Annotated in this window: 22 protein-coding genes and 1 pseudogene; 17 read left to right on the forward strand and 6 right to left on the reverse strand. The window is 50.8% G+C overall.

Annotated features, from left to right (window positions below; translation table 11 throughout):
* Positions 1–316, forward strand: a 316-nt coding sequence (locus ACXJJW_RS07725; RefSeq protein WP_456475161.1) for a sugar phosphate nucleotidyltransferase, incomplete at its 5' end; no start/stop codon positions are given.
* Here ACXJJW_RS07725 and ACXJJW_RS07730 read toward each other — a convergent pair.
* Both ACXJJW_RS07730 and ACXJJW_RS07735 read right to left on the reverse strand, forming a co-directional pair.
* Complete coding sequence (locus ACXJJW_RS07730) at positions 313–867, reverse strand: hypothetical protein (RefSeq protein ID WP_456475162.1); 555 nt, start codon at positions 865–867, stop codon at positions 313–315. The two genes, ACXJJW_RS07725 and ACXJJW_RS07730, sit on opposite strands and share 4 nt — an antisense overlap.
* The gene (locus ACXJJW_RS07735) at positions 864–1121 is read right to left on the reverse strand and encodes a stationary phase-response protein (RefSeq protein ID WP_456475163.1); all 258 of its coding nucleotides are present in this window, start codon (positions 1119–1121) and stop codon (positions 864–866) included. The genes ACXJJW_RS07730 and ACXJJW_RS07735 overlap by 4 nt, the downstream gene beginning before the upstream one ends.
* 88 nt (positions 1122–1209) lie before the next feature.
* Between ACXJJW_RS07735 and ACXJJW_RS07740 the strand changes: the two genes are divergently transcribed.
* From ACXJJW_RS07740 to ACXJJW_RS07750, 3 genes are all read left to right on the forward strand, one after another.
* Positions 1210–1554 carry an Sjogren's syndrome/scleroderma autoantigen 1 family protein gene (locus ACXJJW_RS07740; protein ID WP_456475164.1) on the forward strand — a complete coding sequence of 115 codons (345 nt, stop codon included), beginning with the start codon at positions 1210–1212 and terminating at the stop codon, positions 1552–1554.
* Between the two features lie 85 nt (positions 1555–1639).
* Complete coding sequence (locus ACXJJW_RS07745; protein WP_456475165.1) at positions 1640–3034, forward strand: AAA family ATPase; 1395 nt, start codon at positions 1640–1642, stop codon at positions 3032–3034.
* Positions 3031–3519, forward strand: a complete 489-nt coding sequence (locus ACXJJW_RS07750) for a hypothetical protein (RefSeq protein WP_456475166.1) — start codon at positions 3031–3033, stop codon at positions 3517–3519. The genes ACXJJW_RS07745 and ACXJJW_RS07750 overlap by 4 nt, the downstream gene beginning before the upstream one ends.
* Before the next feature lie 47 nt (positions 3520–3566).
* Here the strand turns inward: ACXJJW_RS07750 and glyS are convergent, their stop codons facing one another.
* From glyS to ACXJJW_RS07770, 4 genes are read right to left on the reverse strand one after another with little or no spacing between them, the layout of a single operon-like run.
* On the reverse strand, positions 3567–5276 hold the full coding sequence (glyS, locus tag ACXJJW_RS07755) for a glycine--tRNA ligase (protein WP_456475167.1): 1710 nt from the start codon (positions 5274–5276) through the stop codon (positions 3567–3569).
* Between the two features lie 3 nt (positions 5277–5279).
* Complete coding sequence (locus ACXJJW_RS07760; protein WP_456475168.1) at positions 5280–6113, reverse strand: CBS domain-containing protein; 834 nt, start codon at positions 6111–6113, stop codon at positions 5280–5282.
* Positions 6114–6131: 18 nt separating this feature from the next.
* Positions 6132–6560 (reverse strand): universal stress protein, encoded by a 429-nt coding sequence (locus ACXJJW_RS07765; RefSeq protein WP_456475169.1) that lies wholly within the window; start codon positions 6558–6560, stop codon positions 6132–6134.
* Complete coding sequence (locus ACXJJW_RS07770) at positions 6553–7656, reverse strand: amidohydrolase family protein (protein ID WP_456475170.1); 1104 nt, start codon at positions 7654–7656, stop codon at positions 6553–6555. Before ACXJJW_RS07770 ends, ACXJJW_RS07765 begins: the two co-directional genes overlap by 8 nt.
* Before the next feature lie 32 nt (positions 7657–7688).
* Here ACXJJW_RS07770 and ACXJJW_RS07775 point away from each other — a divergent pair, with 32 nt between their 5' ends.
* The 13 genes and pseudogenes from ACXJJW_RS07775 to ACXJJW_RS07835 all read left to right on the forward strand — a co-directional run.
* The gene (locus ACXJJW_RS07775) at positions 7689–8765 is read left to right on the forward strand and encodes an A24 family peptidase C-terminal domain-containing protein (protein WP_456475171.1); all 1077 of its coding nucleotides are present in this window, start codon (positions 7689–7691) and stop codon (positions 8763–8765) included.
* Positions 8762–9298 carry a hypothetical protein gene (locus ACXJJW_RS07780; RefSeq protein WP_456475172.1) on the forward strand — a complete coding sequence of 179 codons (537 nt, stop codon included), beginning with the start codon at positions 8762–8764 and terminating at the stop codon, positions 9296–9298. The genes ACXJJW_RS07775 and ACXJJW_RS07780 overlap by 4 nt, the downstream gene beginning before the upstream one ends.
* Before the next feature lie 9 nt (positions 9299–9307).
* Complete coding sequence (locus ACXJJW_RS07785) at positions 9308–9820, forward strand: hypothetical protein (protein ID WP_456475173.1); 513 nt, start codon at positions 9308–9310, stop codon at positions 9818–9820.
* A 1-nt stretch (position 9821) separates the two neighbouring features.
* Positions 9822–10307 carry a hypothetical protein gene (locus ACXJJW_RS07790; protein WP_456475174.1) on the forward strand — a complete coding sequence of 162 codons (486 nt, stop codon included), beginning with the start codon at positions 9822–9824 and terminating at the stop codon, positions 10305–10307.
* 5 nt (positions 10308–10312) lie between these two features.
* Positions 10313–10792, forward strand: a complete 480-nt coding sequence (locus ACXJJW_RS07795) for a class III signal peptide-containing protein (RefSeq protein ID WP_456475175.1) — start codon at positions 10313–10315, stop codon at positions 10790–10792.
* Positions 10785–11558, forward strand: coding sequence for a DUF2101 family protein (locus ACXJJW_RS07800; RefSeq protein ID WP_456475176.1), 774 nt, complete (start codon positions 10785–10787; stop codon positions 11556–11558). The genes ACXJJW_RS07795 and ACXJJW_RS07800 overlap by 8 nt, the downstream gene beginning before the upstream one ends.
* Positions 11536–11913 (forward strand): exodeoxyribonuclease VII large subunit, encoded by a 378-nt coding sequence (locus ACXJJW_RS07805; RefSeq protein WP_456475177.1) that lies wholly within the window; start codon positions 11536–11538, stop codon positions 11911–11913. Before ACXJJW_RS07800 ends, ACXJJW_RS07805 begins: the two co-directional genes overlap by 23 nt.
* Complete coding sequence (locus ACXJJW_RS07810) at positions 11910–13106, forward strand: tripartite tricarboxylate transporter permease (protein WP_456475181.1); 1197 nt, start codon at positions 11910–11912, stop codon at positions 13104–13106. The genes ACXJJW_RS07805 and ACXJJW_RS07810 overlap by 4 nt, the downstream gene beginning before the upstream one ends.
* 57 nt (positions 13107–13163) lie before the next feature.
* Positions 13164–14423 (forward strand): ATP-binding protein, encoded by a 1260-nt coding sequence (locus ACXJJW_RS07815; protein ID WP_456475178.1) that lies wholly within the window; start codon positions 13164–13166, stop codon positions 14421–14423.
* Between the two features lie 69 nt (positions 14424–14492).
* Entirely contained in the window at positions 14493–16910 is a 2418-nt protein-coding gene (gene gyrA / locus ACXJJW_RS07820) for a DNA gyrase subunit A (RefSeq protein ID WP_456475179.1), read from the forward strand.
* A 511-nt stretch (positions 16911–17421) separates the two neighbouring features.
* A pseudogene (nrdD, locus tag ACXJJW_RS07825) lies at positions 17422–19224 on the forward strand (anaerobic ribonucleoside-triphosphate reductase); the annotation flags it as partial.
* A 75-nt stretch (positions 19225–19299) separates the two neighbouring features.
* Entirely contained in the window at positions 19300–19569 is a 270-nt protein-coding gene (locus tag ACXJJW_RS07830; protein ID WP_456475182.1) for a glutaredoxin family protein, read from the forward strand.
* Between the two features lie 31 nt (positions 19570–19600).
* Positions 19601–20259: anaerobic ribonucleoside-triphosphate reductase activating protein (locus ACXJJW_RS07835; protein ID WP_456475180.1), on the forward strand; the 659-nt coding region annotated here is incomplete at its 3' end.

Below are 20259 nucleotides of genomic sequence, written 5' to 3' on the forward strand. Positions count from 1 at the left end.
AGAGCGCATAAAAGAGGCCAGCAGCGTAAGGCTTGCTGGAGACAGGGTGGTTGAGATAGTGGAGAAGCCGGGCGAGGAGGAGATACTCAGCGACATTGCGGGCGCACCCCTCTATGTGTTCAGCCCCAAAGCCAAGCCCTTCATCAGCAGCGTAGAGCTCTCACCCCGTGGGGAGTATGAAATCACTGGCGCAATTCAGAGCATGATAGACGCTGGCTTGGAGGTTCGCGGTGTGCTTGCAGAAGAATGGGAGCACCTCTCACGCTGGCAGGACCTGCTGAGGTTGAATTTCCCATATCTGCGGGAATACCTCTAATACTCAAGCTTATCCAGCATCTCTCTTATTCCCGCGAGCCTTTCAGAAAAACCCTCCCACTCCCCGAGCTCAAGCTGCCTGCCCAGCACATCTGAGAAATTCAGCCTCAGGAAATGGCTGTAGTGCTGGTGGTACTCAAGAGAGAGGTCGAAATAGCGCATCTCAAGCTTCCTCGGCGGCTCATACAGCAGCTTTATGTCCTCCTCAAGCTCCCTCGCCAGCGCTTCAATCTCCTCCAGAAGGCGCTCAACCACCCTCTCCCAGTGAACCTCCTCATAACCGCGCCTCGCCAAACCCTCTTCAAGGAGTGCACTCTTAACCTCAACCTTTGGCTCGCCCCTAAAATCTGGCCCCTGGATAAAGGCAAGAGTCTGCAGAGTGCTCTCCCCGGGCTCAAGCGCAAGGAGCACCTTCTCCCTGGCAAGGCTCTCAAGATTCCTCTCCAGCGTCTTGGGATTAACCCCTCCCTTTACCCTCAGGATTATTCTCTCTGCCTCTTCCGGAGAAAAAAGAAAAACTTCGCTGGCTATGGCAAGGATAAGGTCTCTCATGTCTTTATCGTCTCAAGCTCACTGGAGATGTTCCAGATTATCGTTCTGGCATGCAGGGGGAGGTTTCTGTCGTTGCTTATGTCTTCAAGGATATAGACCGCAGAACTCACCCTCACCCCTAAATCTTCCTTTTCATTCATCAGGGTATTTTTCGCCTCCTCAGCGGCGCGACGGATATTTCGTGGTATGGAGGTATCCTCAATCACCTGATTCAGAACCTCACAAATCTGCTTTAGCTTTTCCTCGCGTTTCATATAATCACCTCCAAAAATCCAGAAAAGTAACTCGACGAACAGGTCACTACCTTATATATTTTTTACGTTATAAAAAATTACTGGTAGTATGGAAAAGGACGCGAACATAAAGAAGATGGTGGAGCTCCTGCTGGGCAGGGCTACAATGCTGGCGTACCACTGCCCCAGCTGCAGCGCACCGCTTTTTGAGAAGGAGGGCAAGGTGCTCTGCCCAAAATGCGGTGAGGTGAAGGTGGTGCGGGAGGGTGAAGATGAGGTGGAAGAGAAAACCCCTGCACCCGCCAGGGCAGAGGCTAAGCCGCAGAAGGAGGATGAGATTCTACAGAAGAAGAGGGAGGAACTGCTTCTGCGCCTGAAGGACGAAAGAGATTTGAGGGTTATACTTGACATCCTGGAGGCGGTTAGGCGGATAGATGGGATTCTCAGGGATTAAGGGAGTAAGAGATATTTGAAAACTGATATGAAACTATTAAGTTAGTCAGAAGATTTAAATAACAGGATTTTTTAAATATAATTTGATGGTGAAAGCGGAACTTAGGAAAGTCATCATAAATAATTTCAAAAGTCTTCACGACTGTGAAATAGATATTAAAAAATTAAACGTAGTAGTGGGGGCAAATGCCTCTGGGAAATCAAATTTAGTGGAAGCATTTAAACTTTTGAAAAAAATCTACACCGAAAAGGAGATAAATCCATTTTTCGAGTGGTGGGGATACAACAACGTCGTATGGCAGAGAAAAGAAGAATTGCCTATAACGATTGGATTACTCTTTGAAATAGAAGGATATGACGTTTATTTTGAAACGACATTTACCGGTATCGGAGGAAAATTCCAAATTCTGAGAGAACTCCTAGATATTAAAGGTTATCTGAAAATATTGAAAGAAGGCGAATGGTTAACAGTTAAACATGACCCTGCTTTTATAGAAAGTGTCGTGAAAAATTTAAAGAAATATGTGGCAGATTATGGATTAAAAACTAAATTGAGAAAGAAAAAAATTAAATTAATGAAAGAAAAAAAAGTTAAAGTAGATCTGAATATGAAACTCTTAGATATACTTAGATCGCCATCTTGGATTGGTTTAGGATATAAACTTACTGATAAAGAGACTAATAAAATGTTTGCATTATCCTATATTTTTTCTCCTGTTGAGATACATGTTAATTATAAAAATTTCAAAGATAAAATTGAAAGAATTGTAACATTATGTCCACGAGTCACAATAGAGGGCCCACGTTTTTTACCAGAAAGTTCACTTTACAGAGTTGCTTCGAATAAAATATTCTCTTTTTTAACAGGGATGTCAATTTTGCTACCATTCAATGTTCGTTTAATGAAAGATCCTCAAACTCTCAGAAGAGAGAAGAACCTAAAAGAAGACGGTAGCAATATTGCCAATGTATTCCACAGCATTTACATCAGAGAAGGAAAGATCCCTGACCAGATTTACTACCCTCTATCAATGCTCTTCCCTGATATAGAAGTACGTCCACATATTACTGATGATGGCAGAGTCATGATTAAAATATGGGAAAAAGGTCTTGAACTTCTACCGCCAAATATTTCTGATGGATTCTATAAAGTCTTAACAATTCTTACTGCTATTTACCTTAAACCATCTTTATTAATCATAGACGAAATTGAAAATTCACTGCATCCTGAAACATTAGAACTTATTTTAGATACTATAAGGAAAAGCGACGTGAATGCAATGATAACAACTCATTCTCCTGTTGTTGTTGATATGGTTGAGCTCAGTGACCTAATTCTTGTCGAAAAGGATTATGAGGGATCTAGATTCAGACGCATAAAAGACTCAGATAAAATAAAAGAATTTTTAAGAGAAAAAGGTATAACATTTAGTGAAGGTTGGCTTTATGGTGACTTATTTGAGACTGGGGAAAGGGTATGAGAATCAAAATAATTGTAGAAGATACTTACGGTGGAGAATTTTTAAAGAACGTTATTAATGATCTTAAAAAAGAAGGGCTGGTATATGGGAATCTCCATATTCCAAAACCAAAGCATCTACCAGCTTTATGCAACACAAAACTTACTAGGATCTTAAAAATGTTCGATAATACATGTGATAGAATTTTAGTTTTCCTAGACTCCGATGATCCACAAAATTTTAATGATAGATATGCAAAAACAGCTTGTCATATTCCGAATAATATGTCAACTCCAGTAGAGATAGTTCTAACAGATTATGAGATTGAAGAGTGGATCTGTCTCAGTTTGGGATTAAGATGGCATTCAAAACCTTCGGAAGAGCTTAAGAATAAACTTGGATACGAAAAAAGTCGACTCCCTGGATATAGCGACAAATTAGATTTCGACAAATTAATGAAAAATTGTCGCTCTTTTAAGTCTTTTCTAAACGCTTTAAAGTTGTGACAGTGGAAAACATCGATTCTCCATATTATTACGAGATGGAAGGAAGGTTACAGTTCCCCAAATCTCCTCTTCCCCTCTATTAAATCTGCCAGAAGCTCCGCAACCCTGCCTCTGTGCACCCTGACCTGCTCTGCGGAGTCGCGCTCGCGTATTGTAACTGTCTCATCCTCCAGGGTGTCGAAATCTATGGTTACGGCGAAGGGCACGCCTATCTCGTCCACGCGGGCATAGCGCCTGCCGATGGAATCACTGGCGTCGAAGAGTGCTAGAATACCCCCACGCTTTACATCGTTGAATACATCCCTAGCAACCTCCACCAGCTCCTCCCGGTTGAGCAGGGGAAACACCGCCGCCTTCACCGGCGCCAGCCTGGGATTGAGTCTGAGCACATTCTTGTCCTCCCGCCTGTAGAAGGCATTCTCAAGCACACAGTAGAAGATGCGGTCAATGCCGAAGCTGGGCTCTATAACATGGGGAAGGAACTTCTCGCCGGTTATGGTCTCCTCCACCTCCTTTACCTCAGCATGCTCCTGCGTGAGGGTTACCTCCTCGCCCTCAACCCTAAGCACAAGGTTACCCTGCTCAGCAAAGCGCTTCACCTCATCCTGAGACAGCTCCTTAAGAGCCTGTGCAATCTTCGCCGCAAGCGATTTAAACTCAGGCCCCAGCTTCGCCATCTTCGGCTCCAGCACAAGGCGTTTCCTGCGCACAGGCTCTGGGAACTGGCGGAAGGCGCGCAGCTCAACACCGCTCTGCTTCTCGTGGGCCCTCAAATCATAGTCGGTGCGGTCAGCTATCCCCACAACCTCAATCCAACCGAAGCGCTGTGTGCGCACCTCGGCATCCCAGCAGTCCGCGGCGTAGTGGGCCATCTCCTCGCGCAGATGCTGCCTGAAGCGCAGCTTTTCATAGGGTATCCCGATATCCAGGAGGAAGCGCTGGGTGTGCACCAGATAGTAGCACAGGAACTCGTGCTTCACGATGCCGCGCTCCACCGCCTCTCTAGCTGAGAGCTCCACCACATCCTCACTATCCTGCGGCAGCAGCCTGAGCTTCTCATCTGCATAGCGTGCAAAGTTCGAGTGCGACTTATCGCTTGGATCTATGAATATCTCAACCTCGGCCTGGGTGAACTCACGCAGACGTATTAAGCCCTGTCTGGGCGATATCTCGTTGCGGTATGCCTTGCCTATCTGCGCCACGCCAAAGGGCAGCTTCTTGCGGTAGAAGGAGTACAGCCTGGGGAAGAGTATAAACATGCCCTGGGCAGTCTCCGGGCGCAGGTAGCCCACCTTCCTGCTTCCCGGCCCTATGTAGGTCTTGAACATGAGGTTGTAACTGTAAACCTCGCTCAGCTCGCCCCCGCAGTCTGGGCAGCGCAGCTTATGCTCCTGTATAAGCCTGTCCAGCTCCCTGTAGCTGAGTCCGTCGGTCTTGACATCGATGGCGGCCGCAATAAGGTGGTCCGCGCGGAAGGCGGAGCCGCACTTCTGGCAGCTAACCAGAGGGTCGACGAAGTTGTTCACGTGCCCGGAGGCTATGAACACATCCTCCGGCGAAATTGTGGGTGAGGAAATTTCCATAAAGCCCTCCTCCACCACAAAGTAGCGCCGCCAGATATCCTCGAGGTTCTTCTTCAGCGCCGCCCCCAGGGGCGCATAGTCATAGAATCCACTAACCCCGCCGTAAATCTCATAGCTCGGATTTATGAAGCCCCTCCTCAGGGCTATCTCCATTATGTCGCCGCTTTCTGACATAATCTAAAACATAGCCTTCAGGAGACTGATGTCCTTAACAATGCCTATCAGGTCGCCCTCTGCGTTGATCACAGGAATCTGCTCTATGCGCTTCCTTGCCATGCGCTTGGCGCATTCGCTCACGCTGGTGCGCTTTGTCACTGTAACCACGTCCTTGACCATCACATCCTTAACCCGCCTGTCCGGCAGCTCCAGACGCTTCTTGGTTATGTATATGACATTCTTTGAATCCCAGCCCCAGCGGTCGCCCTCTGTCCCACCGGAAAGCTCTGACTTGTGGGTACTCTCTGTAATCTCAAAAACCTTCAGCAGGTCGGTATCACCGATTATGCCCGAGAGAAGCCCATCGCTGTCCAGCACAGGTAAGGCACGCTCACCGCTGTGACGCATTATCTCATAGGCCACCTTAAGCGGGGTCTCCTCCCATACCGTGGTTATCTTTGACTCCATGTACTTCTCCACAGGCTCTGGTATATTCATCTTTGTAATTGCGCGCCACACTATGTCACTCACAGTTACAATTCCCATAAGGTGAGAGTTGGTAACCACAGGCATTCTTCTGAAGTTCTTCTCCAGAAATGCTCGCGCCACGTTTTTAATGTCCTCTTCGGGTGTTGTGGTGTGAACCTCGCGGGTCATGAGCAGAGCAAGCTGCCCCTCCTCAGGGTTCCGCGCAAAATCAGTTCTGGTCACTATCCCCATGAGCTCCTTGGTTCCGCGCTTAACCACGGGTAAGCCAGATATGTTGTGCTTCAGGATCAGCTCCAGCGCCTCAGAGCTGTTTCCAGGAACCTCTGCATACACTACATTCTGCGTCATTATGTCCTTAACCTTCACAGCGGAGCCTCCTTAAAGTCAGTTATGGACAACCATCACCGGGCAAGAAGAAGTTCTTACCACCTTCTCGGCAACACTACCGAGTAAAAACCTATCTAAACCGGTTCTTCCGGCGGTGCCCATAATTATCAGGTCCACATTTTTCTCCTTGGCGGTTTCTACAATCTCCTCTGCCGGGATGCCCTCTTTAATTATAACCTCATGCTCTACTCCAAGCTCTTCTGCATGGGTTTTTAGAGTCTCCAGAGCCTTGTTTCCCTCTTCCTCCAGCAGGGTGCGCATGCTCTCCCATACCGCTTCGGTGGGTATGCCGGCAAAGGCAGAGATATCTATAACATACAGCCCGTAAACCTTGGCATTCACAGCCTTCGCCAGCTTTACTCCATGCTCTACCGCCTTTTCGGCAATTTCTGAACCGTCTGTGGGTATGAGTATATTCTTATACAATTCCTTTACCTCCCAGCAGAGCGTCGCCTCTAACTATGCCCTTAATATCTCCTACCTCAAACCTATGTACTATTCCTAACACAGGGTCATATATATAATTATTGTTCCGAAATATTACAAAGGAGGCGAGGTTGCCCTCCTCTATGGCATTGCTCTCCAGCCTGAGCACCTTCCTTCCGTTTATGGTGGCCGCCTTGAGGATTTCTCTGGCGTCAAGGCTATAATCCCTGCTCAACCCGCGCGCCAGCTTGAAGGCAAACTCCATCTCGCGAAGCATATTGAGTGAGTTTGCCATTACGTTGTCTGTACCGAGAGCCACCAGGGTGCCCTCAAGAAATTCCCTGATGCGGGGCAGGCCCACGGCAAAGCTTCCATTGGCACGGGGGCAGAGCACCACTGGCAGGTGCCTGCGCATCACCTCCTCCATGCTTGCCTCGCTGGCGTTGGTCAGATGCACAACAAAGTCTGGCCTGAGCTTTAGAACCTGCGCCACGTCGTCGCTGACCTCTGCGCAGTGAAGCGCAAAGAGTCGGCGCATGCGTCCAGCGAGATGCCGCAGCTTGAGTAGCTCCTCCATGGAATAGTCAGCCACACTGCTTATACCTATACCATCGCAGCGGGCAAGGAGCCTCTCAGGGGGGTCGCCGTCTGGACGTCCCAGCACCACCGCCTCCACAGGGGAGGCTTCCACGGTATCTCTGAGCAATTTTACACCCCTCACACCGCCCTCTCTAAAGTCTGCAAACGCCAGCGTGCCCGAGGCGAGCATCTCCTCAAGCGCCGACTTCATTCCAAGCCTAACCCTCTCCTCATCCTTTAGCAGCTCAAACTTCACACCGCCCTTGCCCACCCGCGTGGAGATGTCCTCATAGGCAGCTACATCCCGGGCGCCGGCATCGCCTATGTGGGTGTGTGCATTGGTGAAGCTGGGACAGATTATACCGCGCTTTAGGTCGAGATAGCTGCGCCTGCCCGGATGTCCTGCGCCTACCTCAGCGATTACCCCATCCTCCACAACAACATAGCCCCGCGTGGGTTTGAGTTCTTCACCCTCCAGGATGACCGCGTTGCCAAATATGCGCTTCATCTTCCCCATAACCTTTTATTAACTCATGCAAAGTTTAAACTATGCTCGAGTGGCTCATGCTCACCTTAGCTGTCCTCGGCGCGCTGGCTGCGAGCTACACGGATATTAAGCACGGGATAATCCCCAATAAGCTCTCCTTCTCGCTGTTCTTCGCCGGCATAGCTGGCAACATTGCCATAGCCTTTAGCAAGGGCAGCTATAGCCTGGCACTCGACCTGGGAAAGGCGGTCCTAGTCACCTTCGCCGTGGGCTATACGCTGTGGCTTCTCGGCGGAATGGCTGCCGGAGATGTGAAGGAGTTTCTATTCATCGCTGCGCTACTACCAAAGTACCCCGAGGTTCTCCTGCGCTACTTCTCCCCCAGCTTGGCATGGTATCCCTTTCCGCTGAGCGTATTCATAAACACCTTTGTGGCGATTTTCCCTTTCCTGTTCATCTACTCCCTTGCCATATCAGTCAAAAAGGTGAGAATACGCGAATTTTTTGAACCCTTGCTGGAGCCCCAGAAAAAGCTGAAAAGTGCCTTCCTCCTGATTGGCGCATTTTCCTTTGGCGCACTCCTGGGCAAGAGTATCGCGGCACTTGGTTTCATTCTTCTCATCTACCTGATAAAGGGGGAGATATACAGAATAGCTGCAGCCTCCGCGATGCTGCTCCTGGCGCTTTATACCGGCAGCGTTGAGCCCATCGCCCTGCTGAAGTACTACATATTCATCACAGTGGTGCTGCTCCTATTTACCCTCTTCTGGAACAGCCTTAAAATCCTGAGAGGTTCGCTGAAGAAGGAGGTGAAAATTTCTAATCTTGAAGAAGGTGTTATAGCTGCGGAAGAGATTTATATTCGCAACGGCGAAGTTATCAGAGAGGAAAAAGATTTCCTTGAGAAAATTAAAGATTACATATCCCGTGAAACCATGAGCAGGGGCACGCTCGTCGCTGGAACAGGAGCAGGAGGGCTCACTGCGCAGCAGATTGAGACGCTTCAGAGGCTCGTGAGGGAGGGCAGACTCGAAGACCGGGTCAAGGTCAAGGCAAGGATGCCCTTCGCTCCCGTAATACTGCTTGGGCTGCTGCTGGCGCTGGGCTTTGGTGATTTGAGCAGGATGGTGAGGTTATGAGAAACAACGCCCAGATAACCCTTGAGACGATTCTTATCATAGGCTTCTTCCTCCTGATACTTGTGGGTATAACCATACCCATGAGCTTCAAAGCCTCAGACGCAAGCAGGGACGCCTCGAGGGTGCTCGAAGTGAGGAACAATCTGGACAAGATAACCACGGCGATTAAGGTTGTCCAGGTTCTCGGTCCAGGGGCGGTGCGCACCGTGAGGATAACCTCAAACTCACGAAGCTGGGCCCTTGCGTCGGGTGACCCTGTAATGAACGCCTCAATCAGCTACTGGGCAGAGTGGGAAAGCAGGGCGAGGGTGCCGGCGGAGCTTGTCTACACGAACGTATACAACACCTCCCGCCACTTTGGGGGGATGGGTAGGAACATCTCGGGCATATCTGCAGGTAATTTTAATTATACATATTTCGATGGCAGAGGCTCCTTTGTGGTGAGGGTTGAAAATAACAACACTCAGGGAGGAGACTCATATTTGCTTATTGCCAGCAGCGGGAATAATATAAGTATAACCCTTTCTCCGTGAGGATAGAGAATGAACAGAAAGGCACAGATAACAGTTGAGGCGCTGATAGTGATGGGCGCCATACTGCTGATACTCCTCTCCGTCTCAGTCCCTTTTACCCTCCAGTCAGGTCGCTATGCGAGAGATGTGCAGCACGCGGGTGATGCGCGCTATGCTGTGGAGGAAATCGCAACTGCTGCCAACAGCATATCAAATGAGTACGAAAAGCGAACTCTCAGACTGTTTGTACCGGGCTACACCTCCGCAGGCGTGGATGCGAATGGCATGCCGATAATTGAGAGGACCACAAGGATAACCACCTCCGACGATGGAGGCGCCCTGGTAGCCCAGCTAACGCAGGTAAGGAGGCGCAGCAATGGCAGCGTTGTGCAAAACGATACCTACAGCTTTCAGGTTGAGCTTTATGGGAAAGGCTGGAGTGTCGCCTATGCCAATGGCACCGTTGGGGACATAGTCGAGTCCTCAGGGGCATGGTACACAATAAACATCACCTACAAAAACATAACCTTCTCAAGGGGTTAGTATGAGAGGACAGATTTCAATAGAGGTTGCCCTGATGATGGGCATTGCAATACTGGTTATTGTGAGCCTGGTAAATGTCAACTTCGAGAGGCTGAGTATGGCGAGGGAGATTGGCGAGGCGGGTGAGGCAAAGATGGTGGCCACATTCATCGCAGGTGCGATAAACAAGGCCTACGCCAACGGCGCTGGTTTTCAGGTCCGCCTCTCCTCTGAGCAGGTGAACTTCACAAAGTTGGGGGAGATGCAGAAAATAGAGGGCACTGGGGTGCAGCTTCCAATAATAATAGACAACACCGCCAGAAAGATTGTTATACAGAAAAATATGTCAAAAACTGGTGGCGAAATATGGAACGCCACAGTGTCAATAATACCCAACAACACTCTCCGCCGGGACCCGAGCAGCGATTACCCTGAGCTTACAATACGCAACAATGGCACCAACATTATTATCTATGCGGATGCGGCACATATTGATACCGTGGGCTGAGGCGTATGAGGGCACTAAGGGACAGCAGGGGACAGATTTCAATTGAGTTTATAATACTGGTAGGGGCAATAATGGTAATGGTGATCGCGGTCTTCCCCTACATACTACGGAGTAATGAGCTGAGCAAGGCGCATGCCGCCGCCAGGGATGGCGCAACCTTCGCCGCGGGAATGCGCGGACTGGGTTATAAGGGAGAAAATGTGAATGAGCTTCCCTCCGGAGTTGTGAAAATCACCGGGGTGGAGATGATAAGAGTGGGAAATTACAGCAACCTTGACTGGTACAGGTTCAATATATCCATCTCAGCGCCCAGCTATATGATAGACGACCCAACGTGTACTCAATCCTCCCTGGGGTCCACAATCACAAACCAGGCCCTGCAATACGTTTATTATGCGTTTAACGGAGAGTGGTGGGACAGTGGTTTTATTTCAAATGTAACCACAAACCGTTACCGTTTCACAGCAACCTGTAATTTTGAGTGAGGCAGAGAGCATGGACATCGCCGAGAAGCTTGGAGAACTCACCTTCAGGACCGCCGCCAGGATGTACTACCATGCCCTGGGTTTTCTTATAAAGCTCATTCTCTACCTTCGCAGGCTTCGTGCATATCTCGGCGGGGTGGAGGCTCGTAGAATCTACCCCTTCTTTGAAAGGAGAGGCATAGAATTCAGGGACTACGTTATACTCAAGGCACAGCTGTTCACCTTCTTCTTCTTTATAATCGCTGTGCTTTTCATATTCAACATCATCAGCTTCAGAATTGCTCTCCCCCTGCTCTTACTCTTTGGCTTACTGTCCCTTAACCTCACATTCAGTCAGGTGAAGGAATACTTTTCCAGGGATTACCCCCCCTACAGGGACTTTTTCCTTGCATACTTTGCAATCACCCTTTTCCTCCTTGCCTTCAGGGCACTCATGCCCAGCGTATCATGGCGCTATCCGTACATTCACTTCCTTCTGGCTTCACTCATCGGTGTGGTGCTCTTCTCTGCCTACTTCAGGCGGCGCTATTCCCGTGACTACACCTTCGGAAGGGTGGTAAAGGGAGGGGGCATCGCAAGGGTCAAGGTGAACTACGATATACGTGCCGGGGTTAAGCCAGGGGTGCACCTTATACCAAATGACGTGAATGCAGAAGAGGGCGACGTGGTAAAGCTCAGGGTGAAGAAAGGTTTTTTAAATCTGCGTGGAAATCATGTGACTGAGATTCTTGAGGTGCTCGCCCATGAGAGACAGCGAGGTGATTAGCCTATCTCTGGCAGCCTCCACTCTTGGCTTACTCCTGCTCTTCTTCGCGGCCAGCATCAGCGAACCCAGAGAGCTTGACATAGGGGAGCTCAGCGGCGATTATCTCGGTGCCCAGGTTAAGATTGAGGGGGAGGTGATGAAGCTCAGGTATCATGAGGCTGGGCATATCTTTCTGCGCGTGAGCGATGGCACCGGTGAGGTGGCTGTTCCTCTGTTTAAAGGAGTCGCCGAGAAGGTGGATAGAAGCTGCCTGAAGAAAGGTGCAAAGATTGTGCTTACCGGCAGGGTGGAGGAATACCGCGGTGAGCTCGAAGTGATACCAAGGGAGGGGGATGACATACGCTGCCTGAGATAGCGGTTTTTGCTCTTTTTGGTTGCATTTTCGGCATAGTAACAGGCCTGGTGCCAGGGCTGCACGTGAACAATGTGGTTATAATCCTTGTTTCCCTCTCTGCGTTTCTCATCGAGTGGTTCGGGCTATTGCCTCTCCTCGCCTTTATCGTCGCCCTTAGCGTTGTGCACTCCTTTGTAAACTATGTGCCGGCGATTTTGCTGGGCGCCCCCCAGGAGGACAATGTGCTCTCCATCCTGCCCGGGCATCGCCTCCTGAGCCAGGGGCGGGGCTATGAGGCGATTCGCCTGACGGTGCTGGGCGGTCTGGGGGCGACGCTTTTCAGCGCCTTAGCCTTGCCCCTCCTTTACTTTGCAATGCCCCAGGTCTACCCCACTGTGAGGCAGCACATTCCACTGCTCCTCACCGCCGTGCTTGCCTACATGGTTTACCTGGAGAAGGGATTTAGAAAGAGGCTCTATGCAGCGCTTGTGGTCCTCTATTCCGGGGCACTTGGCTATATCATCCTGAACTATCCCCTGCTTTCGCCACAGTATGCACTCTTCCCGGCGCTCACGGGTTTCTTTGGAATAAGCACCATCCTCACCTCCCTTCACCTGCGAAGCGCACCTCCAGAGCAGAGTCTTGCCCATGAGAAAGGCTTCTATCCTCACGGTGCCGCCGCGGGCACCGCAGGCGGGATACTCGCCGGCCTTCTGCCGGGAATAGGCTCCGCCCAGAGTGCGCTTCTGGTGCAGAGCATCTTCGGGCGTCGCAACGAAAGGAATTTTCTGGTCGCCCACGGCGGGGTTAACACAGCCGCCGCCATATTTGCACTGCTTGCGCTCTATCTGATAGGCAATCCCCGCAGCGGTGCCAGTGTAGCTGCGGCGACGCTGATAGGCGAGGCCGACCTTGGAGACCTTGTGTTTATGCTCGCCATAGCAATGCTTGCCTCGCCCTTCGCCGCCTTTGCCACGCTTTTAATTGCCAGGTCTGCAGTAAGGAGAATAGGTGCGATAGATTATACCCGGCTTTCCATCTTTGTTCTGCTCTTTCTGATGCTCAGTATTCTGATATTCACCGGCCTCTACGGCATGCTGATAGCAATTACCAGTACAGCGACGGGGTTGCTGGCAGTCTTCTCCGGGGTAAGGAGGTCTCACTGCATGGGCGTTCTCATACTGCCGACCATCCTGTACTTCCTCGGGATTTGAAGATTTGAGTATTCCAGTACCCAAAAAACTTAAATATTTGGGTATTAAAATACCCTTATGGACATATTTGAATTCAACCCCTGGTGGGAAACAGGAGCTGTTGAAAAAGAGTTTAAGAAAGAAGTTAAGAGGGACCTCTTTGCAACTCTCAGAGAGAATCTTGATAAAAGAACAATTGATGCAATCGCCGGATTAAGAAGGGTTGGAAAGACAACCATAATGTATCAGCTTATAGATTATCTTATTAATAGAGGCGTCGCCCCAAAAAATATACTTTATTTTTCATTTGACATAGAGAAAGAAAATATCAGAAAAATAATAGACGTCTATGAGGAAAAAGTCCTGGGTAAAAAATTGAGGGAGTCTGAGACATTTCTGTTTTTTGATGAGATTCACAAACTTGCTGATTGGGCAGACAAAATAAAGGTGCTCTATGATTTAAATCCAAAGGTAAAGATAGTTATATCCGGCTCAGCAAGCCTAAATTTGATGAAAAATTCCAGAGAAAGCCTTGCTGGAAGAGCAAAATTTTTTTATTTAAATCCTCTGTCTTTTTCTGAATTCCTGAAGCTTAAAGGAGAGGAGATCCCCCTGGAGTCAGATTTTTATATTCACGAAAAGCGAATCAGAATTCTGCTGAGAAAGTTTCTTTTGAGGGGATTCCCGCAGACGATAGATATGCAGGACAGAGCATGCAGGGAGTATGTAAGCGAACTTGTGGTGGAAAGGGTGCTCTACAGGGACATACCCGAGAGCTTCAATATCGCTGACACTGAACTGCTGAAAATTCTTATGGAGTATATATCAGAGAACCCGGGGGCGATAATAAACATAAACTCTCTGTCAAAGAGCCTGAATAGAAACAGAAAAACTGTGAGAAAAGCTCTCACCTTTCTGGAGCTTTCCTTCTTAATAAAACAGGTTAAGAACCTGAGGGGCAGCTTCCTTGCTACCAGCAGAAAGAACAGAAAGGTTTATCCTCTTCATCCTTCTCTCTGCCACTCCAGAGATGAAGGCAAAATTATGGAAACACTGATAAGAAGTGAGCTGAAGGCAGAATACTACTGGAGAAGTGGCAGCTACGAGGTGGACTTCATCCTTAAGAATCGCACTGTCTTGCCTGTTGAAGTTAAATATAAAGAAAAAATTGATAAGAGCGATATAAAAGGTCTGGTAAAGTTCTGCAAAAAATTTGGTGCGGTGAATGGTTTGATTTTAACCAGAAGTGATGAGAGAATTTTAGATATGGACGGGATAAATATAAAGGCCGAGATCATACCAAAATTTCTGCTGTTTCATGCCAAAATCACCCCATGAATCTGAGAAGTTGCAGGCAGGATAGACAAATTTTTATACCTCCTCTGCGAATCTTAACCGGGACTTCAGATGGCAGCTTCTGCAGAAAAGATTCAGCGAGTGGCGATAGAAGAGGAGATGAAACGCTCCTACATAGACTACGCGATGAGCGTAATCGTAGGGCGAGCTTTGCCGGATGTGCGCGATGGCCTAAAGCCTGTGCATCGGCGCATCCTCTACGCCATGTATGAGCTTGGCTTATTTCACAACCGCCCCTACAAGAAGAGTGCGCGCATAGTGGGTGAGGTGCTCGGTAAGTACCACCCCCACGGCGATGCCGCTGTGTACGACGCCCTGGTGAGGATGGTTCAGGACTTTTCCCTGCGCTATCCCCTGATAGACGGGCAGGGCAACTTCGGCAGCGTGGACGGCGATGCTCCCGCGGCGATGCGATACACAGAGGCGAGGCTTGCCAAGATAGCCGAGGAGATGCTTGCAGACATAGAGAAAGATACTGTCGACTTTGTGCCCAACTTCGACGAATCCCTGCAGGAGCCCAGCGTGCTGCCCGCAAAGCTTCCAAATCTGCTTGTGAACGGCTCCTCGGGTATAGCCGTGGGCATGGCGACGAACATACCGCCCCACAACTTAAGCGAGGTGTGCGATGCCATAGCCCTGCTCATAGATAACCCGGACGCCACCCTCGAAGAGCTCATGGGAGTCATCCAGGGGCCGGATTTCCCTACAGGCGCCTACATTCTGGGGAAGATGGGAATAATCAACGCCTACTCTACCGGCAGGGGTACCATAAGGCTCAGAGGAAGGACACACATAGAAGATGGCAGGCGTAGAAGGAGGATAATAATCACTGAAATCCCCTACATGGTGAACAAGGCAAGGCTCATAGGGAACATCGCAGAGCTGGTGAGGAACAAGAAGATAGAGGGCATCGCAGACATACGCGATGAGAGCGACCGCGAGGGCATGCGCGTGGTTATAGAGCTCAAGCAGAACGCCACCCCGGAGGTTATTCTCAACCAGCTGTACAAGAACACCCAGCTGGAAACCACCTTTGGAATTATCAACCTGGTGCTGGTGGACGGCGAGCCCAAGGTGCTCAACCTCAGAGACACCATCCTGGAGTTTATAAAGCACCGCAGGCAGGTGGTGACCAGAAGGGCGCGCTTTGAATTGAAGAAGGCTGAGAAGCGTGCCCACATCCTGGAGGGACTGCGCATAGCGCTTAAGAACATAGACGCTGTGATAAAGCTCATTCGGGGTTCGCCGAGCGTTGCCGAGGCCAAGGCAGGGCTTATGGAAAGCTTTTCACTGAGCGAGACGCAGGCGCAGGCAATTCTGGACATGCGCCTCCAGAAGCTCACAAGGCTGGAAGGGGACAAGATAGAGGAGGAGTACCGCCAGCTTCTCAGGCAGATAGAGCAGCTGCGCAGCCTTCTTGCGAGTGAGAGAAAGATTCTTCAGGTGGTGAAGAAGGAGACGCTGGAGCTGAAACGCAAGTACGGGGATGAGCGCAGAACGGAGATCATCGCAGAGGCAGAGGATATAAGTGCAGAGGACTTAATCGCCAGGGAGGAGATGGTGGTCACAATCACCCAGGGGGGCTATATAAAGCGCCTGCCCATGAGTACATACCGCAGTCAGCGCCGCGGGGGCAGGGGTATAGTGGGCGTTGAGACCCGAAAAGAGGACCAGGTGAAGGATATATACGTCGCCTCTACTCACGATTATATGCTCTTTTTCTCAAATTCCGGCAAGGTGTACTGGCGCAAGGTATATGAGATTCCCACCGCAGGCAGGTATTCCAGAGGCAAGGCTATTGTGAACCTTCTGGAGGAGGCCGCTAAGGAGCGAATTACAGCCACCCTATCTGTGAAGGAGTTCGACCCCTCGCGCTACGTCTTTTTTGCGACCAAGCTGGGGAAGGTTAAAAAGACACCCCTCAGTGCCTTCAGCAACCCGCGCAGGGGAGGTATCAGGGCAATAAGCCTGGCGGAAGGGGATGAGCTTGTGGAGGTGGAGCTTACTGACGGCAAGCAGGAGATACTCCTTGCCACCCGCTACGGCAAGGCGATACGCTTTTCTGAGCAGGAGGTACGACCTATGCAGCGTGCCGCTCAGGGGGTTACTGGAATTGCACTGCGCAGGCGGGATGAGGTGGTGGGCGTTGAGGTGGTCAAGCCCGGCACAACCATACTCGCTGTGACTGAGAATGGCTACGGCAAGCGCACCCCCATAGAGGAGTATCCGCTGCAGCGTCGTGGAGGGAAGGGTGTGATAAACATCATCCCCAGTGTACGCAATGGCCTGGTGGTGGGCGTTCTGAGCGTCTGGGATACCGATGAGGTGGTTCTCACCAGTGCAAAAGGCGTGGTTATCCGCTTCAAGGTTAAGGAAATCTCTGTGATGGGCAGAAATACGCAGGGCGTCAGGTTGATGAAGCTGGATGAGAGCGACCACGTTGTTGCACTGGCAAAGGTGAGGGAGTAAACGGTAACTTCGTTACACCAAAAGCAAAGCTTCCGGGTAACGTTAATATTTCTAAACGCAGAGCGCAGATGGAATGTCCTTGCCACTCCTCCGTTAATTTTATTCACTATGGTGCATCTTCTGGTTACCAATATCAAATCAAAACCTTTATATACCTGGTTGTCTTTAATAATATATCACATACAAGTCCGAATTTGTTCGGATATCTAAACTCGGGGGAAGAGAGATGGAGAAGGTGTATATGCAGCAGGATTCGACGGACATCGCTCTTTTTGTTAAGGTCAGTGAGGGCGATGTAATAACATGGAATAAGAGCAGGATTGTCAGCTCGCTGCTCAAGGAGACTGATGTGGACGAGGCAACCGCACGCTTGATTGCAGACAGGGTTGAGAGGATTGTCCACGACTCTGGAATAGAGTTCATCACAGGTCCGCTCATCCGCGAGATCGTCAACGCTGAGCTTATAAAGCTTAAGCTTGAGGAGCAGCGCAAGCAGTACACCCGACTGGGTATGCCTATCTATGATGTGGAGCAGCTCATAACCAGGCAGAACAAGGAGAATGCGAATGTGCCTCATGGTCCCGAGGCGACCAATCTCTCGCTGGCCGAGAGCATAAAGAAGCAGTACGCTCTGCTCAGAATATTTTCCCCCGAGGTTGCTCTCGCCCACGAGCGCGGTGACATCCACCTCCACGACCTGGGATTCATAGACCGCCCCTACTGCTCAGGCAACAGCATCGAGTATGTCAAGAAGTTCGGCCTCAGTCTGCCCAACGCGCTCTCAATTTCAAAACCCGCCAAGCACCCCGAGGTGCTGGTGCTCCACCTTATAAAGTTCTCAGCGGCTCTGCAGGGTGTTTTCGCGGGCGCAATAGGCTGGGATGCTGTAAACCTCTTCATGGCGCCCTACTTTGAGGGCAAGAGCGACAGCGAGATAGAGCAGGTGGCGCAGATGCTGGTCTTCGAGTTTGCGCAGCAGGCTGTGGCAAGAGGAGGGCAGAGCATCTTCAGCGACCTCAACCTGTACTGGGAGGTGCCCAAGCACTTCGAGGGTGTCGAGGCCATCGGCCCTGAGGGCAAGTACACGGGCAACACCTACGAGGATTACCTGCCCGAGGCGCAGCGCTTCGCAAGGGCGCTGATAAAGGTGTACATGCAGGGCGACGGCATGGGCAGGCCCTTCTTCTTCCCCAAGCCCCAGCTTCACATAACAGAGCGCCTCTTCCACACCGAGGGCTATGAGGATTTTCTGTACGAGATAGCTGAGCTAAGCTCTGAGCGCGGAAACAGCTACTATGTGTTTGACCGCGGGGATACGGCGAAGATAAGCGAGTGCTGCCGTCTGGCGTTCAAGCTGGAGGAGAGCGACCTGCTGGATGCGAAGACGCCCTGGAAGATGCGATATTCGGCGATGCAGAACGCTACCATCAACCTTCCGCGCATCGCCTATGAGGCCAAGGGCAGCGACGACCTGCTCTTTGAGATTCTCTCGCAGCGGATGAGGCTTGCGGCGGAGGCTCACGTGGCCAAGCGCGAGTTCATAACAAGGCTCCTGGGTCTGGGTAAAGGAGGACCTCTCGGTCTGCTTGCCATGGATAAGGACGGCGAACCCTACTACCGCCTCCATCGCGCCACCTTCCTCATGGGAATGCTGGGCTTAAATGAGCTGGTGCAGTACCATCTGGGCGAGGAGATGCACGAGAGCAGCTATGCACTGCGCTTTGGGTTGAAGGTGATAGCCCATATGAATAAGGAGAGCGAGCGGCTTGGCGAGGCTTACGACATGCGATTTGTGCTGGAGCAGACACCGGCGGAGAGCACAGCTTATAGAATGGCAAAGCTCGACCTGGAGCACTATCCCAGTGAGACGCGGGAGGTGGTGAAGGGCAACATAGAGCGTGGTGAGATGTACTACACCAACTCCACCTATCTGAACATCTCCGCACCTATATCGCCGATAGAGCGGGTGAAGAAGGAGGGCATGTTCCATCCGATGATACACGCTGGCAGCCTGACCCACATCTGGCTGGGCGAGGCAAGGCCTGACCCGGAGGCGATTGCAAAGTTCGTGGTGCGTACCTTCAAGCACACCACCAACGACCAGATAGCCTTCTCACCTGAGTTCTCTTCATGTTTAGACTGTGGACGGGTAGATCGCGGGCTGTGGTAAAAACTGGAGGTGAGAGAAATGAAGGAAGAAATAATAAGCAATGCCTGCCCCCACTGCGGGAGCCACCACGTGGAGTACATAACCCGCGTGACCGGCTTCTTCTCAAAGGTGGGGAGCTGGAACAAGGGGAAGATAGCCGAGCTCCGGGACAGGAGACCGGCGATAGAGTGGAACAAGCGAAGCCTTCTGGGCATCGCTAGTAGCACGAGCAGCGCAGGAATGCAGCCCAGGATAAAGCTGTTCTGGAAGAAGAACTGCCCGCGATGTCCTTCGGCAAAGGAGCTTGCTGCAAAGCTGGAAGCGAAGGGTGTTAAGGTGGAGTACTACGATGTGGAGAGTGTCGAGGGCATGGCAGAGGCAGGGATGCACAGCGTTCTTGCTACGCCGAGCATTGTGGTTGTGGACAGCGAGGATGAGGAAATCGCGGCGTGGCGCGGCTCTGTGCCAGGTGAGCAGGAGCTTGCTGCGCTTGTGATGGGTGCAAGCTAACCCCTCCCCCTTTTCTTTTTTGGAGGGAGAAATGCAAATCAAAGGCGTGCTGGAGACGAGCTTTGTGGACTGGGACGGGGAGATAGTTTCGACCATCTTCCTCCCCAGCTGCAATTTTCGGTGCGGCTTCTGCCACAACCACAAGCTTGTGCTTAGCCCTGAGAGTTTTGAGAGCGTGCCCCTGGAGTATCTCATCCGCTTCTGGCGGCGCAACAGCGACTTTCTGGATGGGGTTTGCATAACCGGCGGTGAGCCCACGCTACACAGCGACCTGCCCGAGCTCTGCGCGACGATTAAGAAGCTGGGGTTGAAGGTGAAGCTGGACACCAATGGCTCCAACCCTGAGATGCTGCGCACTCTTATCAGAGAGAAGCTCGTTGACTACATTGCCATGGACGTGAAGGCACCTCTCCGCGCAAAAGACTACTCGCGCATAGCTGGTGTGGATATAAACGGCGAGCTCCGCAATATGGAGAAGAGCATCGACATAATAATAACCTCACGCATTGACCATGAGTTCCGCACCACGGTGATTAAGGGCATCCACGACGAGGAGGAGGTCGAAGCTATAGCGCGAAGCCTGCAGGGAGCAAAGCGCTATGTGCTCCAGAAGTTTATTCCCCAGCTGGCGCTGAGCGAGGAGCTTAAGAAACTGCCCATGCACACCGACGAGGAGATGGATGCCCTGGT

It is taken from the genome of Candidatus Pyrohabitans sp. (genome assembly GCF_054014795.1).

Excerpts from the sequence above, each read along its gene's own strand:
- ACXJJW_RS07730 (WP_456475162.1), bottom strand. The coding sequence starts at position 867 with ATGAGAGACCTTATCCTTGCCATAGCCAGCGAAGTTTTTCTTTTTTCT.
- ACXJJW_RS07790 (WP_456475174.1), top strand. The coding sequence starts at position 9,822 with ATGAGAGGACAGATTTCAATAGAGGTTGCCCTGATGATGGGCATTGCA.
- ACXJJW_RS07830 (WP_456475182.1), top strand. The coding sequence starts at position 19,300 with ATGCAGCCCAGGATAAAGCTGTTCTGGAAGAAGAACTGCCCGCGATGT.
- ACXJJW_RS07815 (WP_456475178.1), top strand. The coding sequence starts at position 13,164 with ATGGACATATTTGAATTCAACCCCTGGTGGGAAACAGGAGCTGTTGAA.
- ACXJJW_RS07770 (WP_456475170.1), bottom strand. The coding sequence starts at position 7,656 with ATGGGGAAGATGAAGCGCATATTTGGCAACGCGGTCATCCTGGAGGGT.
- glyS (WP_456475167.1), bottom strand. The coding sequence starts at position 5,276 with ATGTCAGAAAGCGGCGACATAATGGAGATAGCCCTGAGGAGGGGCTTC.
- ACXJJW_RS07805 (WP_456475177.1), top strand. The coding sequence starts at position 11,536 with ATGAGAGACAGCGAGGTGATTAGCCTATCTCTGGCAGCCTCCACTCTT.
- ACXJJW_RS07750 (WP_456475166.1), top strand. The coding sequence starts at position 3,031 with ATGAGAATCAAAATAATTGTAGAAGATACTTACGGTGGAGAATTTTTA.
- ACXJJW_RS07745 (WP_456475165.1), top strand. The coding sequence starts at position 1,640 with ATGGTGAAAGCGGAACTTAGGAAAGTCATCATAAATAATTTCAAAAGT.
- ACXJJW_RS07735 (WP_456475163.1), bottom strand. The coding sequence starts at position 1,121 with ATGAAACGCGAGGAAAAGCTAAAGCAGATTTGTGAGGTTCTGAATCAG.
- ACXJJW_RS07785 (WP_456475173.1), top strand. The coding sequence starts at position 9,308 with ATGAACAGAAAGGCACAGATAACAGTTGAGGCGCTGATAGTGATGGGC.
- ACXJJW_RS07795 (WP_456475175.1), top strand. The coding sequence starts at position 10,313 with ATGAGGGCACTAAGGGACAGCAGGGGACAGATTTCAATTGAGTTTATA.
- ACXJJW_RS07780 (WP_456475172.1), top strand. The coding sequence starts at position 8,762 with ATGAGAAACAACGCCCAGATAACCCTTGAGACGATTCTTATCATAGGC.
- ACXJJW_RS07740 (WP_456475164.1), top strand. The coding sequence starts at position 1,210 with ATGGAAAAGGACGCGAACATAAAGAAGATGGTGGAGCTCCTGCTGGGC.
- gyrA (WP_456475179.1), top strand. The coding sequence starts at position 14,493 with ATGGCAGCTTCTGCAGAAAAGATTCAGCGAGTGGCGATAGAAGAGGAG.
- ACXJJW_RS07775 (WP_456475171.1), top strand. The coding sequence starts at position 7,689 with ATGCTCGAGTGGCTCATGCTCACCTTAGCTGTCCTCGGCGCGCTGGCT.